10 protein-coding genes are annotated in these 14,836 nt (G+C 72.4%); 8 read left to right on the top strand and 2 right to left on the bottom strand.

The annotated features are described in order from the left end of the window. The first annotated feature begins 30 nt into the window (after nucleotides 1-30). Together D1350_RS11200 and D1350_RS11195 are read left to right on the top strand one after the other, a co-directional pair. Nucleotides 31-852: a carbohydrate ABC transporter permease gene (locus D1350_RS11200; protein ID WP_125776079.1), complete on the top strand. Its 822-nt coding sequence runs from the start codon at nucleotides 31-33 to the stop codon at nucleotides 850-852. Continuing rightward, nucleotides 849-2,711: a beta-L-arabinofuranosidase domain-containing protein gene (locus D1350_RS11195; protein WP_125776078.1), complete on the top strand. Its 1,863-nt coding sequence runs from the start codon at nucleotides 849-851 to the stop codon at nucleotides 2,709-2,711. Before D1350_RS11200 ends, D1350_RS11195 begins: the two co-directional genes overlap by 4 nt. Before the next feature lie 99 nt (nucleotides 2,712-2,810). Here D1350_RS11195 and D1350_RS11190 read toward each other — a convergent pair whose 3' ends face one another. Then, nucleotides 2,811-3,935, bottom strand: coding sequence for a glycoside hydrolase family 172 protein (locus D1350_RS11190; RefSeq protein WP_125776077.1), 1,125 nt, complete (start codon nucleotides 3,933-3,935; stop codon nucleotides 2,811-2,813). A gap of 154 nt (nucleotides 3,936-4,089) precedes the next feature. Here D1350_RS11190 and D1350_RS11185 point away from each other — a divergent pair, with 154 nt between their 5' ends. The 6 genes from D1350_RS11185 (at nucleotide 4,090) to trpS (ending at nucleotide 13,503) form a co-directional block, all read left to right on the top strand. Beyond that, entirely contained in the window at nucleotides 4,090-5,076 is a 987-nt protein-coding gene (locus D1350_RS11185) for a LacI family DNA-binding transcriptional regulator (protein WP_125776076.1), read from the top strand. 123 nt (nucleotides 5,077-5,199) lie between these two features. Next, nucleotides 5,200-6,771 (top strand): FGGY-family carbohydrate kinase, encoded by a 1,572-nt coding sequence (locus D1350_RS11180; protein WP_125776075.1) that lies wholly within the window; start codon nucleotides 5,200-5,202, stop codon nucleotides 6,769-6,771. Then, nucleotides 6,771-9,266 (top strand): GH116 family glycosyl-hydrolase, encoded by a 2,496-nt coding sequence (locus tag D1350_RS11175; RefSeq protein ID WP_125776074.1) that lies wholly within the window; start codon nucleotides 6,771-6,773, stop codon nucleotides 9,264-9,266. Before D1350_RS11180 ends, D1350_RS11175 begins: the two co-directional genes overlap by 1 nt. A 10-nt stretch (nucleotides 9,267-9,276) precedes the next feature. After that, the gene (locus D1350_RS11170) at nucleotides 9,277-10,917 is read left to right on the top strand and encodes a fucose isomerase (protein ID WP_125776073.1); all 1,641 of its coding nucleotides are present in this window, start codon (nucleotides 9,277-9,279) and stop codon (nucleotides 10,915-10,917) included. Nucleotides 10,918-11,048: 131 nt separating this feature from the next. Further along, nucleotides 11,049-12,191: an NAD(P)-binding domain-containing protein gene (locus D1350_RS11165; RefSeq protein ID WP_125776072.1), complete on the top strand. Its 1,143-nt coding sequence runs from the start codon at nucleotides 11,049-11,051 to the stop codon at nucleotides 12,189-12,191. Nucleotides 12,192-12,381: 190 nt separating this feature from the next. After that, on the top strand, nucleotides 12,382-13,503 hold the full coding sequence (gene trpS / locus D1350_RS11160; protein ID WP_125776071.1) for a tryptophan--tRNA ligase: 1,122 nt from the start codon (nucleotides 12,382-12,384) through the stop codon (nucleotides 13,501-13,503). A gap of 13 nt (nucleotides 13,504-13,516) precedes the next feature. On the opposite strand, the gene D1350_RS11155 is transcribed toward trpS, so the two are convergent. Next, on the bottom strand, nucleotides 13,517-14,692 hold the full coding sequence (locus tag D1350_RS11155; protein WP_206074498.1) for an MFS transporter: 1,176 nt from the start codon (nucleotides 14,690-14,692) through the stop codon (nucleotides 13,517-13,519). Nucleotides 14,693-14,836 lie beyond the last annotated feature (144 nt).

Genomic DNA, 14,836 nt, shown 5'->3' with positions numbered 1-14,836 from the left:
CGGCTCACCCCGTCGCGAGAAAGCGAAACCATGACACGGACTCTCCGCACCACAGTCGTCAAGTGGGTCCTGCTCGTCCTCATCTCGACGAGCGTCCTCTTCCCCCTCGCCTGGATGGCGATCGCCGGATTCAAGGGAAAGACGGAGGTGCTCTCGAGCCCCTTCCAGTTCTTCCCCGAGGTCTGGAACGTCCAGAACTACATCGACATCGTCCAGGACCCGCAGTTCTCCCAGTCCATGGCGGTGACCTTCCTCGGCGCCGCGATCTTCACGGTGCTCAGCCTCGCCGTGAACTCGATGGCCGCCTACGCGCTGGCCCGCCTCGACTTCTCGTTCAAGCGGTTCTGGTGGATCTACTGCATCCTGCCGATGTTCGTCCCGATGATGGCCATCCTGCTGACGTCGTTCGTCGTCGTCACCGAGCTGGGGATGCTCGACACCCTGGCGGTCCTCATCATCCCGGGCGTCGCCTCGTCGATCCAGATGTTCTTCATCCGGCAGTTCTACCTCGGCATGCCGATGGCCCTCGAAGAGGCCGCCCGCATCGACGGGTGCAACCGGTTCCAGATCTTCACGAAGATCTTCGTGCCGCAGTCGTCCGCCGTGTTCGTCGTCGTGGGCATCGGCTCGTTCCTCGCCTACTGGAACGCGTACGTCTGGCCCATCCTCACGATCACGGACCCCAACCTCATGCAGATCATGCAGTTCCTGGGGACCTTCCGGTCCGAGCGGGGCAACGAGTGGGGGCTGCTCATGGCCGGCTCCACCCTCGCGGCGCTGCCGACCATCCTCCTGCTGCTGCTCTTCCAGCGGTTCGTCGTGGCGGGCGTGCGGATCTCGGGCATCAAGTGAGCCGCGCCGCGCTGACGCCTCTCCCGCTCGGCGCGGTCCGCCCGCAGGGCTGGCTCGAGCGCCAGCTCCGGCTCCAGGCGGCCGGGCAGACCGGCCGCCTGGAGGAGCTGTGGCCCGACGTCGGCCCGGACAACGGCTGGCTCGGCGGCACCGGCGACGACTGGGAGCGCGCGCCCTACTACCTCGACGGGCTGGTGCCGCTCGCCTGGCTGCTCGACGACGCCGCGCTGAAGGCGCGCGCCGTGCCGTGGATCGAGGCGATGCTCGCGAGCCGGCGCGAGGACGGGTCCTTCGGCCCCGCGACGAACGACGACTGGTGGCCGCGCATGGTCGCCGTCAAGGTCCTGACCCAGTACGCCGAGGCGGCCGGGGACGAGCGCGTACCGGCGTTCCTGCGGGGGTACTTCGCCTTCCAGGCCAAGGAGCTCCCGGGCCGCCCGCTCGCGGGCTGGGCCCGGGCGCGCGGCGCGGACAACGTGCTGGGCGTGCTCTGGCTGCACGACCGGGCGCCCGAGCCGTGGCTCCTCGACCTCGCCCGCCTGCTCCTCGACCAGACCACCCCGTGGGAGCACCACCTCACGGAGGCGCTGCCCCGGGCGGCGGTCACGGAGTTCGCGCACGAGGTCCACGGGCCCAACGTCGCGATGGGGCTCAAGCTGCCGGCCGTCCGTGCGCTGGTCGACGGCGACCCCGGCCACCGGGAGAGCGCCCGCGCCATGCGCGAGCAGCTCGACCGGTACCACGGCCTCGTCAGCGGCGTGTTCTCGGGGGACGAGTGGCTGGGCGGGCGCGAGCCGTGGCACGGCACGGAGACGTGCCAGGTCGTGGAGCACGCCTTCACCCTCGCGCAGCTCGCCCGCACCTGGGGCGACGCGGCCTTCGGGGACGAGCTCGAGCTGGTGGCGTTCAACGCCCTCGCGGCGGCGAACGACCCGGAGATGCGGGCCCACCAGTACCACCAGCAGCCCAACCAGGTGCTGGTGTCGTTCGCCCAGCGCGGCTGGACGTTCAGCGGCGACGACGCGAACGTGTTCGGCTTCGAGCCGCACTACGGCTGCTGCACGGCGAACCTCCACCAAGGCTGGCCCAAGCTCGCGGCCTCGCTCTGGATGGGGCACGACGGCGGGCTGACCGCGGTCGCGTACGCGCCCTGCTCGGTGGCGACGGAGGTGGACGGCGCGGCCTTCGCGTTCGACGTCGACACCGACTACCCCTTCGAGGAGACCGTGCGGCTCCGGGTCCGTGAGGCCGGCCCGGGCCCGGTCGAGCTGCGGCTGCGCGTCCCGGCGTGGTGCGAGGCGCCGTCGGTCATGATCGACGACGTCCCGACGGACGTCGAGCCGGTCGACGGGTACGTCACGCTGCGCGGTACCTGGTCCGCCGGCGACGTCGTCGAGCTGACCCTGCCGATGCGGGTGCGGCTCGTGGAGCGCGACGGCGGCGCGCTGGGCGTGCGGCTCGGCCCGCTCGTGCTCGTGCACGGGATCCCCGAGATCTGGCGGCCGGTGCAGGGCGGCGCGGGCCTGGGGGAGTGGGAGATCACCCCGAGGCGGTCGTGGAACTTCGGGCTGTGGCCTGACGCGGCCGACTCGTGGCGCGTGCTGCGCCGGCCCAGCGGGGAGGTGCCGTTCGCACGCTCGGCGGCACCCGTCACCGTCGTCGGCCACGGGGCCCGCCTGTCGGCGTGGCGGCTCGTCGACGGCTCGGCCGGGCCGCTGCCGGAGTCTCCGGCGCACACCCGGGCGCCGATCGAGGACCTCGAGCTCGTCCCCTACGGGTCGTCGCGGTGCCGGATCGCGGAGTTCCCGGTCATCGCGCCGCAGGGTGCGGTGACGACGGGCCACGACGTGTACGCGTGACGGTTCGCGCCGAGATAGTGAGTTCGTCCGCCTGGATCGCCCCATATGGGGCGATCCAGGCGGACGAACTCACTATCTCGGCATCGTCGGCTGGACAGGTCAGTCCCGGGGCGCGCGGGGCGGCATCGAGCCGAGGTCAGGCACCGGGGCGGTGCCCAGGTGGACCTCCATGTCGTCGGCCGACGGCGTCCGCGGCCGGGCCGCGGTCGGACGGTCCAGGTAGAAGATGGCGGTCGACGCGATGTCGTCGCGCAGCGGGAGGTACCGCCAGCCGCTCCGCCAGCCCAGCGCCTGGATGTCGACGCGCAGGCGCTCGGCGAAGTGGATCGGGTCGGTCAGGTGCCAGCGGTACATGCCGAAACGCTGCTGGCTGACGTAGAGCCCGTCGGGCTTGATCACCTGGGGCATGCCGAGGTAGGGCGTGGAGAACTCCGTGTAGCCCTGACCGGGGACGTCGAAGTTCCACGCGCCGCCGAAGTAGTCCTCGGTGCCGGTGCCGCAGATCGTCGGGTACTCCTCGTCGGAGTCCAGGTAGAACTTGATCTCGCCCTCGCCCCACCACCCGTTGGAGTTCACGCCCCAGGCGATGTAGGTGCCGACGTAGTGGCCCGAGCCCTCGACGCCCTCCACGATGGTGTGCGGCACGAGCTCCTCGAGCGGGTTGCTGCGCCGCCACTGGGCGTGGAAGTAGCCGTCGGTGGAGTAGTCGCCGCCCTGCTCGAAGGTCACCTGGTAGTAGACGCGCACGTCCACCTCGGAGGTGTTCTCGACCGTGAGGCGGGCGCCGGACCGGAACGGCATGGGCCAGTAGGAGTTGAAGCCGCCCTGCGGGTTGGCGGCGATCATCTGCGAGCTGACCTGCGTGAAGACGCCCCAGCCGTTGCAGAAGAAGTCGCCGTAGGGCACCTCGACCGCCGGCTCCTCGGCGCCGTCCCAGTAGGCGCGCAGGATGAGCGTGCGCCAGTTGTCGGTGTGCGTCGTGATCCAGATGTGCGTGATCTTGCCGGCGCCCTCGATGGTGGCGAGGTCGAAGGTCTCGCCCGCCTTGATGTCGACGCTGGGGGAGATCTTCCACCCGGGCCCCAGGTCACGCGCGCACGCGGCACCCGTTCCCTCGGTAGCGCGTCCGCCGCCACCGACGGAGCCGTCGAAGTTCTCGGGGCTGATGGAACGCGTCCGGACGTCTCGCAGACGCGAGACGTCGGTGAGGCCGTGGTCGGCCATGCTGACACCACACTTCCTTGTGCACGGGCCCAGTGGGCCGCTGCTTGTGAAACCGATTTCATCAGAGTATTGTCGGCACAGGTCGGTGTCAATCGGCGCGGAAGCGCTCGGGACAGCACCGAGTTTCACCAGGACTCACGCCGGAAGGACGCCGATGGCCACGATCTACGAGGTCGCAGACCTTGCTGGTGTGTCCCCTGCGACGGTCTCCCGGGTCTTCAACGGCACGCGGGTGTCGCCGGAGAACGCCGAGCGCGTCCGCGAGGCGGCGAAGAAGCTGAGCTTCACGCCGAACCGCGCCGCGCGCACGCTCCGCCGGCAGCACTCCGAGGTCATCACGCTCGTCATCCCGGACATCGAGAACCCGTACTTCACGGAGATGGCGCGGGGCGTCGAGGACGTGGCGCAGGAGGCCGGGTTCTCCGTGGTGCTGTGCAACACCGACTCGCAGCACGACAAGGAGGCGACCTACCTCGAGATCGCGCTCCTGGAGAGCATGGCCGGGGTGATCGTGGCCCCCGCCTCCAGCCGGACCGACCTCGCCGGCGTGATCGCCAAGGGCCGCCCCGTCGTGACTGTCGACCGGACCACGGACTTCGAGGTGGACTCGGTCGTCATGTCCAACCGCCCGGCGGGCCGGGCCGCCACGGACGCGCTCTACCAGGCCGGATACCGCAGGATCGCCTGCATCACGGGCCCCGAGGACATCGAGACGGCGTTCGACCGCGCCCAGGGCTGGAAGGACGTCGTGACCCGCCACGCCATGTTCCCCGACCCCGAGGAGTACCTCCGGTACTCCACGTTCGGGGTCGACGGCGGCGTGAAGGTCATGGCGGACCTGCTCTCCCTGCCGGAGCCGCCGGACGCGCTGGTGGCGGCCAACAACCTGCTCGGCGTGGGCGCCCTGCAGGTGCTCACCGAGCGAGAGCTGCCCCCGCTCCGGATGGGGGTCGCCGTGATCGGTGGACTGCCCTTCACGACGCTCCCGCCGAGCGCGGTCACCGTGGTGCGGCTGCCTGCCCGGCACATGGGCATCACCGCGGCGCGCGTCCTGATCGACCGGATCAAGGGCGACACCCAGCCCGCCCGCACCATCGTGCTCCGGCACCAGCTCGTCCCGGGGGAGCACCGGGCCCCCTGACCTGCCCGTGGGGCGGCGCTGGGGCGCCGGCCCGCGCGGCGCTTTTGCCGCAGTGAGGTGAAATCGATTTCTGTACAACGGATGAAAAATACCGCTTCCCAGCGACGGATCAAGGAGGATCCCATGAGCCAGCAGTGCACCCTGGGCGTCGACATCGGGACGTCCTCCAGCAAGGGCGTCCTCGTCGCGGCCGACGGCACGGTGCTCGGCACCGCCACCCGGCAGCACCGGGTGGAACGGCCGCGGACGGGGCACGTCGAGATGGACCCGCGCATCTGGTGGCAGGAGTTCGTCGAGCTGTCCCGCGAGCTGCTCGACGGCGCACGCCGGGCCGGTCACGACGTCGTCGTCCGGGCTGTGGGCGTGAGCGGGATGGGGCCGTGCGTCGCCCTCGCCGATGCCCACCTGGACCCCGTGCGTCCCGCCATCCTCTACGGCGTCGACACCCGGGCGACCGAGCAGATCACGCGCCTGACCGTGGAGCTCGGCCCCGCCGCGATCGTCGCCCGCGGCGGCTCCGCCCTGACCACGCAGGCCGCCGGGCCGAAGATCGTCTGGGTCGCGGAGCACGAGCCCGAGGCCGCCGCCCGCGCCCGCCGCCTCTACATGCCGGCGTCATGGCTGGTCGCGCACCTCACCGGCGAGTACGTGCTCGACCACCACTCGGCCAGCCAGTGCAACCCGCTCTACGACCTCGAGGCCCGCGAGTGGTACGCGCCCTGGTGCGAGCAGTACGCCCCCGGCCTCGAGCTGCCCCGCCTCCTCTGGGCGGGCGACGTGGCAGGCACCGTCACGGCGGAGGCCGGCCTGGCCACTGGGATCCCCGAGGGCGTCCCGGTCATCACCGGCACCATCGACGCCTGGGCGGAGGCCGTGAGCGTCGGTGCCCACGACGTGGGCGACCTCATGGTCATGTACGGCACCACGATGTTCCTCGTCGCCACCACCGACCGGCTCGTCCGGACGCCGTCGATGTGGACCACCGTCGGCGCGCTCGCCGGCCGGACGTGCCTGGCGGGCGGCATGGCGACGTCGGGCGCGATCACCACCTGGATCCGCGACCTGGTCAGCGGCGGCGCCGCGGCGCCCGGCTACCCGGAGCTGCTGGCGGAGGCCGCCGCCTCCGGGCTGGGGTCGCGCGGGCTGCTGATGCTGCCCTACTTCGCGGGGGAGCGCACGCCCGTGCAGGACCCGGACGCGCGGGGCGTCGTCGTCGGCCTGACGCTGGAGCACGGCCGCGGCGACCTGTACCGGTCCGCGCTCGAGGCGACCGCCTTCGGGGTGCGGCACAACCTCGAGACGCTGCGCGCCGCGGGCGCGCAGATCGACCGCGTCGTCGCCGTGGGCGGCGGGACGGCGGGGGACCTCTGGACCCAGATCGTCTCGGACGTCACCGGGCTCGCGCAGGAGATCCCCGCCACCACGATCGGCGCGTCGTACGGCGTGGCCTTCCTCGCTGCGTCGGCGGTGGCGGAGCCCGGGGCGCAGCCCTCCATGGCGGCCTGGAACCCCGTTGCCGAGCGGCGCGAGCCGGACGCCGCGGCGCACGCCCGCTACAGCCGGATCTACACGCAGTACCGCGCGCTGTACGAGGCGACGGCCGACGTGGTGCACGCCGTCGTCGACCTGGCGCGGGACGAGGCGGCGGCCCACGCGGCGGCCGCCCCGGCCCCCGCCACCGGCGAGGCCGCCTGATGGCCGCCGTCCTCGACGCGTCGGCGTCGGCCGCGGCCTTCCCGCTCGGCGGGATCGGCACGGGGAACGTGTCCGTCGGCGCCCGGGGCGAGCTGCGCGACTGGGAGCTCGCGAACCGGCCCGCGAAGGGCGCCAAGAACCCGTTCTCGTTCTTCACCGTCCGTGCGGAGTCCGACGGCGCGGCGCCCGTCACGCGCGTGCTCGAGGCGCGCCACCGGCCGCCGCACGAGGCGGACCAGGGCTACTACGCGGGCGACGTCGCGGGCCTTCCCCGCCTCGCCGGCACCCGCGTGCGCGGCCGGTACCCGATGCTCGAGCTCGACTTCGTCGACGCGGACCTGCCCGTCGAGGTGTCGCTGACGGCCTTCACGCCGTTCGTGCCCCTCGACGAGGACGACTCCGGCATCCCGTGCGCGGTGCTGCGCTACACCGTGCACAACCCGGGGGCCGACGTCGTCCGCGTCGCCCTGGCAGGGTCGCTCGCCAATCCCGTGGGGGCCGAGGCGGGCCGGGACGTCTTCCACTTCCCGACGTTCTCCGGCCGGCCGCGGAACGCGTGGCGCGAGGAGGACGGGGTCCGCGGGCTGTTCCTGACCTCCGACCTGCCCGGCGACCACCTGCTCGCGGGGACGGTCGCGCTGACGACGGCCGCACCGCACCACCAGGTGAGCGCCAAGCCCACCTGGCTCTACGGGGCGTGGCAGGACGGCGTCCAGCGCTTCTGGGACGAGTTCCGCGACACGGGCACGCTCACGCCCGAGGACGTCCCGAGCCTCGACCCCGAGCCGCACCCGGCGTGGATGACTCGCCTGCGGGTGGGCTCGCTGTCCCTCGCGGCCGAGATCGCCCCCGGCGAGTCCGCCGACTTCGAGTTCCGCCTGACCTGGCACTTCCCGAACCGGCCGCGCGGCTGGGCGGGCAACATCGTGCTCGACGACCCGTACCTCGACCAGGTGGTGCGCAACGCGTACGCCCGCCGGTACGACGACGCGTGGGCGGTCGCCGTCGACCTCGACCGGAGACTCGACGGCCTCGAGGCCACGACGCGGGCCTTCACCACCGCGCTCTACGAGAGCACGCTGCCGGAGCCGGTGCTGGACGCCGTCGGCTCGAACCTGGCCGTGATCCGCAGCAGCACCTGCTTCCGGCTGGAGGACGGGACGTTCGCCGCCTGGGAGGGCAGCTTCGACCAGGCCGGGAGCTGTGAGGGCACCTGCACGCACGTCTGGACGTACGCGCAGTCGATGGCCTGGCTGTTCCCCGCGCTGGAGCGCAGCGCGCGGCGCACCGAGCTGCTGATCGAGACCCGCCACGACGGGCACATGAACTTCCGGACGAACCAGATCTTCGGCTCGCCCGCGTGGGACTTCCATCCCGCCGCGGACGGGCAGCTCGGCACGGTGCTCCGCGTGTACCGCGAGTGGTTGCTCAGCGGTGACGACGACTTCGTCCGCGAGGTGTGGCCGTCGCTCGTCAGCGCCGTCGAGTTCGCGTTCCGGCAGTGGGACAGCGACGGCGACCTCGTGCTCGACGGCAAGCAGCACAACACCTACGACATCGAGTTCGTCGGCGCGGACGCGCGTGCGGGCTCCATCTTCTACGCGGCGCTCCGCGCGGGCGCCGAGCTCGCCGACCGGCTCGGCGACGCCGGGCTCGCGACGCGCTGGCGGGAGTCCGCCACCGTGGGCGCCGCCCGGATGGACGCGCTGCTCTTCAACGGCGAGTACTACCAGCAGGACGTGGAGGACGTGGACGCGGAGCGGTACCAGTTCGGCACCGGCGTGCTCAGCGACCAGCTGCTGGGCCAGCTCCTCGCGCACGTCGTCGGCCTGGGCCACCTGTTCCCGCCGGAGCACGTCCGCTCGGCGGTGCGGGCGGTCCACGCCCACAACTTCCGGCCCTCCCTGCTGCGGCACGAGAGCGTGCAGCGCACGTACGCGCTCGGCGACGAGGCGGGCCTGGTCCTGTGCTCGTGGCCCCGCGGCGGGCGCCCGCGGATCCCGTTCGTCTACGCGGACGAGGTCTGGACCGGCGTCGAGTACCAGGTCGCCGCGCACCTCGCGTTCGAAGGCCTCCTCGACGAGTCCCTCGAGATCGTCACGGCCGTGCGCGCCCGGCACGACGGGCACCGGCGCAGCCCGTGGAACGAGGTCGAGTGCGGCAACCACTACGCCCGCTCGCTGGCGTCCTGGGCGCTGCTCCTGGCCTGGTCGGGCGTGCGGACGAGCGTCGCGGACCGGGTTGTCACCGTCGATCCCGCCGTCGGCGGGAAGGACCTTCGGACCCTCTTCAGCACAGGCACCGCCTGGGGCCGCCTCGAGCTGGACGACGACGGCCTCCGCCTCCACGTGGACGGCGGCTCGCTGCACGTCGACCGGGCGGTGGTCGGCGGCGTCGAGCTCGTCGCGGCGCCGTCGGGCCCCGGCGACGCCGTACCTGCCGGGCCCGCCCGGCCCGGCGACACCCTCAGCTTCACCACTTCACCCCTCGGTTAAGGAGCAAGCAATGTCGTACAGCTTTCCCACTGTCGTGCCGCGGCCGGAGGCAGCGCCGAAGACGGCCTACCTGATCTCCAGCGGCGACCTGCGCGAATCGGCCAACCAGGCCGGCTGGCCCACCCAGGCCAAGATGGAGGCCGACCTCACGGCCGAGTTCGCCGAGCTCGGCTGGACAGTGGTCCGCGCCAACGAGGTGGATCCCGCCACCGGGCACGGGTTCATCAGCTCGCAGCGCATGGGGCTGGAGGTGTTCCGGTCGATCCCGACGGGCGCGCCCCTGATCGTGGCGGAGGCCGTCTGGCAGTACAGCCACCACGTCCTCGCCGGTCTGCGCACCCACGAGGGCCCCGTCCTCACCGTCGCCAACTTCGTGGGCGACTGGCCGGGCCTCGTGGGTCTCCTGGGTCTCAACTCGGGCATGACCAAGATGGGCAAGGACTACTCGACGATCTGGAGCGTCGACTTCACCGACGCCTGGTTCCGCGACGGCATCCGGCAGTGGCTGGAGACCGGCAGGATCGAGCACGACGCGTCCCACGTGCACGACGGCGTGGTGCTCCCCGCCGGCGCGGAGTCCGACCTCGGGCGGGCGCTGGCCGCGCAGCTCCTCACGGAGAAGGCGATCATCGGCGTCTTCGACGAGGGCTGCATGGGCATGTACAACGCGATCATCGACGACGAGCTGCTCAACCCGATCGGCATCTACAAGGAGCGGCTGAGCCAGTCCGCCCTGTGGGCCGAGATGCAGCAGGTGCCCGACGCCGAGGCCGCCGCCGTCCAGGCGTGGCTCGAGGACGCCGGCATGACCTTCGTGGTGGGCGGCGACGAGACGCGGGACCTCACGCCGGCGCAGCTCGCATGGCAGCACAAGATGTACATCGCCGCGCTGCGCATCGCCGACGACTACGGCCTGGACGCCGTCGGCATCCAGTACCAGCAGGGCCTGAAGGACATCTGCCCGGCGTCGGACCTGGCCGAGGGCCTGCTCAACAACGTGGTGCGGCCCCCGGTGCGCTCGCGCGACGGGTCGCGCGTGCTCTGGGACGGGCAGGCGATGCCCCACTTCAACGAGGCCGACGAGGGCGTCGCGGTGGACGCGCTGGTCACCAACCGGATCTGGACCGCGATGGGCCTGGACCCGGCCACCACCCTCCACGACGTGCGCTGGGGCGAGGACTACGACGGCCAGTTCGTGTGGGTCTTCGAGATCTCAGGCTCGGTGCCGCCGTCGCACCTGGAGGGCGGCTACGCCGGCGCCCAGGGCTGGCGCCAGAACCCCGTGTACTTCCCGCTCGGAGGGTCCACGATCAAGGGCGTGTCGAAGGCCGGCGAGATCGTCTGGTCGCGCGTCTACATCGCCGAGAACCGGCTGCACGTCGACCTGGGCCGCGCGTCGGCCGTCGCACTCCCCTCGGAGGAGACGGAGCGCCGCTGGCAGGCCACCAACCCCGAGTGGCCGATCATGCACGCCGTGCTGCACGGCGTGAGCCGCGACCAGTTCATGGCCCGGCACAAGGCCAACCACCTCAACGTCGCGTACGCGCCCGACGCCGCGACCGCGGACGCCGCGCTCGTCGCCAAGGCCGCGCTCTTCCAGGAGCTGGGCGTCGAGGTGCACGTGTGCGGTGACGTGGAGGCACTCGCGTAAGCCTCCCCCCGAGTTGTCAGGAGCTCTCCGGTGTATAGACCAGAGAGCTCCTGACAACTCGGGGGAGGGGGTGACCCACGCCACCCCGGGGGGCCGGAAGGCGTGGGCCGCGTGGCGGCGTTGCACCTTCCATGACCACACCTGGCGCGAGGCCCGAGCCTGTCACCTCGGCCGACGTCGTCGTCGTCGGCGCCGGTCAGGCCGGGCTCTCGGCGGGGTACCACCTGCAGCGGCGCGGCTTCGTGCCCGCGGGCGACGGGCCGGGCGCCCCGGGCGACGGGCCGAGCGCCCCCACCTACGTGGTCCTCGACGCCGAGGACGGTCCCGGCGGCGCCTGGCGGCACCGCTGGCGCTCGCTCCGCATGGCGACGGTGAACGGCATCCACGACCTGCCCGGCATGGCGCAGCCCGCCGTCGACCCCGCGGAGCCCAGCGCCGAGGCGCTCCCGCGCTACTTCGCCGACTACGAGCGCACGGTCGGCCTGGGCGTGCGTCGCCCGGTCCGCGTGACCTCCGTGAGCCGGGCCGACGACGATCCCGCGGGGCCGCTCCTGGTCGAGACGGACCGTGGCACGTTCTCGGCGCGCGCCGTGATCAACGCGACCGGCACGTGGACCAAGCCGTTCTGGCCGCGCTACCCCGGTCAGGAGACGTTCCGGGGGATCCAGCTGCACACCGCGGGCTACGGGCGCGCGGAGGACTTCGCGGGCAAGCACGTGGTCGTGGTGGGCGGCGGCATCTCGGCCGTGCAGTTGCTGGAGGAGATCTCGCACGTCACGACCACCACGTGGTTCACCCGTCGCGAGCCCGTGTGGCGGGACGACGAGTTCGACCCCGACGCGGGCCGCCGCGCCGTCGCCCTCGTCGAGGAGCGGGTGCGGCAGGGGCTGCCGCCGCAGAGCGTCGTGTCGGTGACGGGACTGATCTGGACGCCGTCCCTGCGCGCTGCCGCGGCCCGCGGCGTCCTGGACCGCCACCCGATGTTCACGCGGATCGAGCCCGACGGCGTGCGGCTGGTGGACGGTTCGTCCCAGCCCGCCGACGTCATCCTCTGGGCCACGGGCTTCCGTGCCGCCCTGGACCACCTGCGCCCCATGGGCCTGCGGGGCCACGGCGGCGGGATCACGATGGACGGCACCCAGGTGGCGGGGGAGCCGCGGCTGCACCTGATCGGGTACGGGCCGTCGTCGTCCACGATCGGTGCGAACCGTGCGGGGCGAGAGGCCGTGCACCGGATCGTCGCGACCCTGGGCCGGGTGCCGGCCCTCACGTGAGCGCCGACCAGGCGCTCTCGCGGGTATGCTCACAGCCATGACTCTCCGGCGTAACTGGTGGTGGCTGCCCTCGCAGCCATGACTCGTCGCGCCCGTCGCGCTGTCCCGAGCTGCCTGCCGCAGCCCGGGACTTCTGCGTTTCAGGGTCGTCCTCGGTGACCGGCAGGTCCGACCACCGAGGAGAACCCCCATGACCCAGGCCACCGCCAGCACCACCACCGCCACCTCCCTCGACGGCGGACGCTCGACCGAGTCCGTCCGCGCGGCACGAGAACGCTCCGCTGTGCTGGAGCGGCAGATCGCCGTCGACCCGTCGCGGTTCCGGGTCCTGACCGGGGAGCGGCCCACCGGTGCCCTGCACCTGGGCCACCTCATCGCGACGCTCGACAACCGCGTGCGTCTCCAGGCGCTCGGGGTCGAGATCTTCCTCGTCGTGGCCGACTACCAGGTCATCACCGACCGGGACGTGGCCGGCGACCTGCCCGCGGTGGTCCGCGAGGTCCTGCTCGACTACCTCGCCGCCGGGATCGACCCCGAGGTGACCACGATCTTCACGCACTCGGCGGTCCCGGCGCTGAACCAGCTGCTGCTGCCTTTCCTGTCCCTGGTGACCGTGGCCGAGCTGGAGCGCAACCCGACGGTCAAGGCCGAGACTGCCGCTGCGGAGCGGCGCGGGCGCACGGGCATGTCGGGGCTGATGTTCACCTACCCCGTGCACCAGGCTGCCGACATCCTGTTCTGTCAGGCCAACCTTGTCCCGGTGGGCCAGGACCAGCTGCCGCACCTGGAGATCACGCGGACGGTCGCGCGCCGGTTCAACAACCGGTACGCGGCGGGCCGCCCGTACTTCCCCGAGCCGGACGCGCTCGTCGTGCCCACCCCGACGATCCTGGGGAACGACGGCGCCAAGATGTCCAAGTCCGCGGGCAACGCCCTGGAGATCCGGGCGGGCGAGGACGAGACCGTCGCGTTCGTGAAGCGGGCGAAGACCGACTCCGAGCGCCACATCACCTACGAGCCCGACCGCCGTCCCGAGATCGCGAACCTCCTCACGATCGGTGCCCACTTCGTGGGGACGACGCCGGAGGCGCTGGCCGAGTCCGTCGGCGCCGCCGGGGCAGGGCGGCTGAAGCGGGTCGTCACCGAGGCCCTCGTCGAAGGCCTGCGTCCCCTGCGCGCCCGCCGGGCCGAGGCCGCCGCCCAGGGGCCCGAGTACCTGCGTGCCATCCTCGCGCGCGGCAACGCCCGCGCCGACGAGATCGCGACGTGCACGCTCGACGACGTCCGCGACCTGATGCGAATGACGTACTGACCCGCCTTGCCTTCTACTCCGTGGGCGTCGGTGCGGCCAGCGTGAGCCCGGCGGCCACGAGCGCCAGGACCGCGAGCGCCGTGAAGAGCGCGGGGAAGCCGATCAGGCTCGCGGCGGCGGCTCCGAGGGCGGGGGCGAGCGCGGCCGCCGCGGAGACGGGTGCGTGATAGACGCCGTTGAGCGCCGCGTACCGGCTGGGACCCCAGAGGTCGCTGACGAGGGTTGCGCCGACGAGCGTGAAGAGCCCCTTGGCTGCGCCGTGCCCGAGCGCCACGAGGACCACGAGGGCGGCGGTCCCGGGCACGTGCGCGAAGGCGACGAGGGTGACCGCGAGCGTGACGACGACGGCGGCCATCCGGGTCTGCGGCCCGAGCCGGCGGGCCAGCGCCGGGTAGAAGAGCCGTCCGGCGACCTGGCCCACGCCGCCGATCCCGAGCGCCCAGGCGGCGATGGCGCTGCTCAGACCTCGCTCGATGAGGAGCGGGACGAGGTTGATCAGGGCTGCGTACACCACCAGGGAGGTCAGCGTGGCCGCCGTCGTGAGGAGGACGAAGGTGCGACTGGTCGCGATCTCCCGGTCGAGAGCCCGGGCGGCCCGGCGCGCGGAGGGTGCCCGGTCCGCCGTCGGCCAGGGGAGCCGGAGGACGGCCGCGTGCGCGGGCGCCGTGGAGACCAGGAGCAGGGCGGCGAGGACGAGGTAGGTGCCGCGCCATTCGAGGCGGGCGGCCAGTGCGTCGGTGAGCGGCGCGAACACCGTGGAGGAGAACCCGGCGACGAGGGTGAGCGCGGTGATCGCCTGGATGCTGCGGTCGCCGTACCACTGGGTCAGGGCCGCGAAGGCGGGCGCGTAGTAGACCCCGGTGGTGGAGAGCCCGGCGAGGATCCAGGCGGCGAGGAAGACGGGGTACGACGGAGCGGTCGCGACCGCTGCGATCGCGGCCGACGCGAGGACGCTGCCCAGGGTCATGACCCACCGGGGACCGTGCCGCTGGATCATGCGACCGACCGGGACCCCCGCGAGGGCGCCGGTGACGCTGCCCACGGAGAAGGCGGCGGTGACCGCCGTCAGGCCCCAGCCCGTGTCGGCGGCGATCCGGGGCGCCAGGACCGTGAAGGCGTAGTAGACGACCCCGTAGCTGATCAGGACCGTGGCGCACAGGGTCGCGAGCATGGCACGGGGCGTCGTCACGTTTCGGAGGCTACCTCGGCGGCGTGGAGCCACACGCGCAACCAACGGTTGCGTCGCTCGAGTCGCGGTGCTACGTTCGTGTGCAACCAAATGGTTGCGATAGCGTCCGGACGCGGCGCTGCGCACAGACGCAAGGGGAGAACG

The organism is Antribacter gilvus, from assembly GCF_003946865.1.
Lineage (GTDB): Bacteria > Actinomycetota > Actinomycetes > Actinomycetales > Cellulomonadaceae > Antribacter > Antribacter gilvus.
This window is presented reverse-complemented; position numbering and strand designations above follow the sequence as displayed.

Coding starts and splice junctions, on each gene's coding strand:
- D1350_RS11200 (WP_125776079.1), top strand. CDS start 31: ATGACACGGACTCTCCGCACCACAGTCGTCAAGTGGGTCCTGCTCGTC.
- D1350_RS11190 (WP_125776077.1), bottom strand. CDS start 3,935: ATGGCCGACCACGGCCTCACCGACGTCTCGCGTCTGCGAGACGTCCGG.
- D1350_RS11185 (WP_125776076.1), top strand. CDS start 4,090: ATGGCCACGATCTACGAGGTCGCAGACCTTGCTGGTGTGTCCCCTGCG.
- D1350_RS11180 (WP_125776075.1), top strand. CDS start 5,200: ATGAGCCAGCAGTGCACCCTGGGCGTCGACATCGGGACGTCCTCCAGC.
- D1350_RS11175 (WP_125776074.1), top strand. CDS start 6,771: ATGGCCGCCGTCCTCGACGCGTCGGCGTCGGCCGCGGCCTTCCCGCTC.
- D1350_RS11170 (WP_125776073.1), top strand. CDS start 9,277: ATGTCGTACAGCTTTCCCACTGTCGTGCCGCGGCCGGAGGCAGCGCCG.
- D1350_RS11165 (WP_125776072.1), top strand. CDS start 11,049: ATGACCACACCTGGCGCGAGGCCCGAGCCTGTCACCTCGGCCGACGTC.
- trpS (WP_125776071.1), top strand. CDS start 12,382: ATGACCCAGGCCACCGCCAGCACCACCACCGCCACCTCCCTCGACGGC.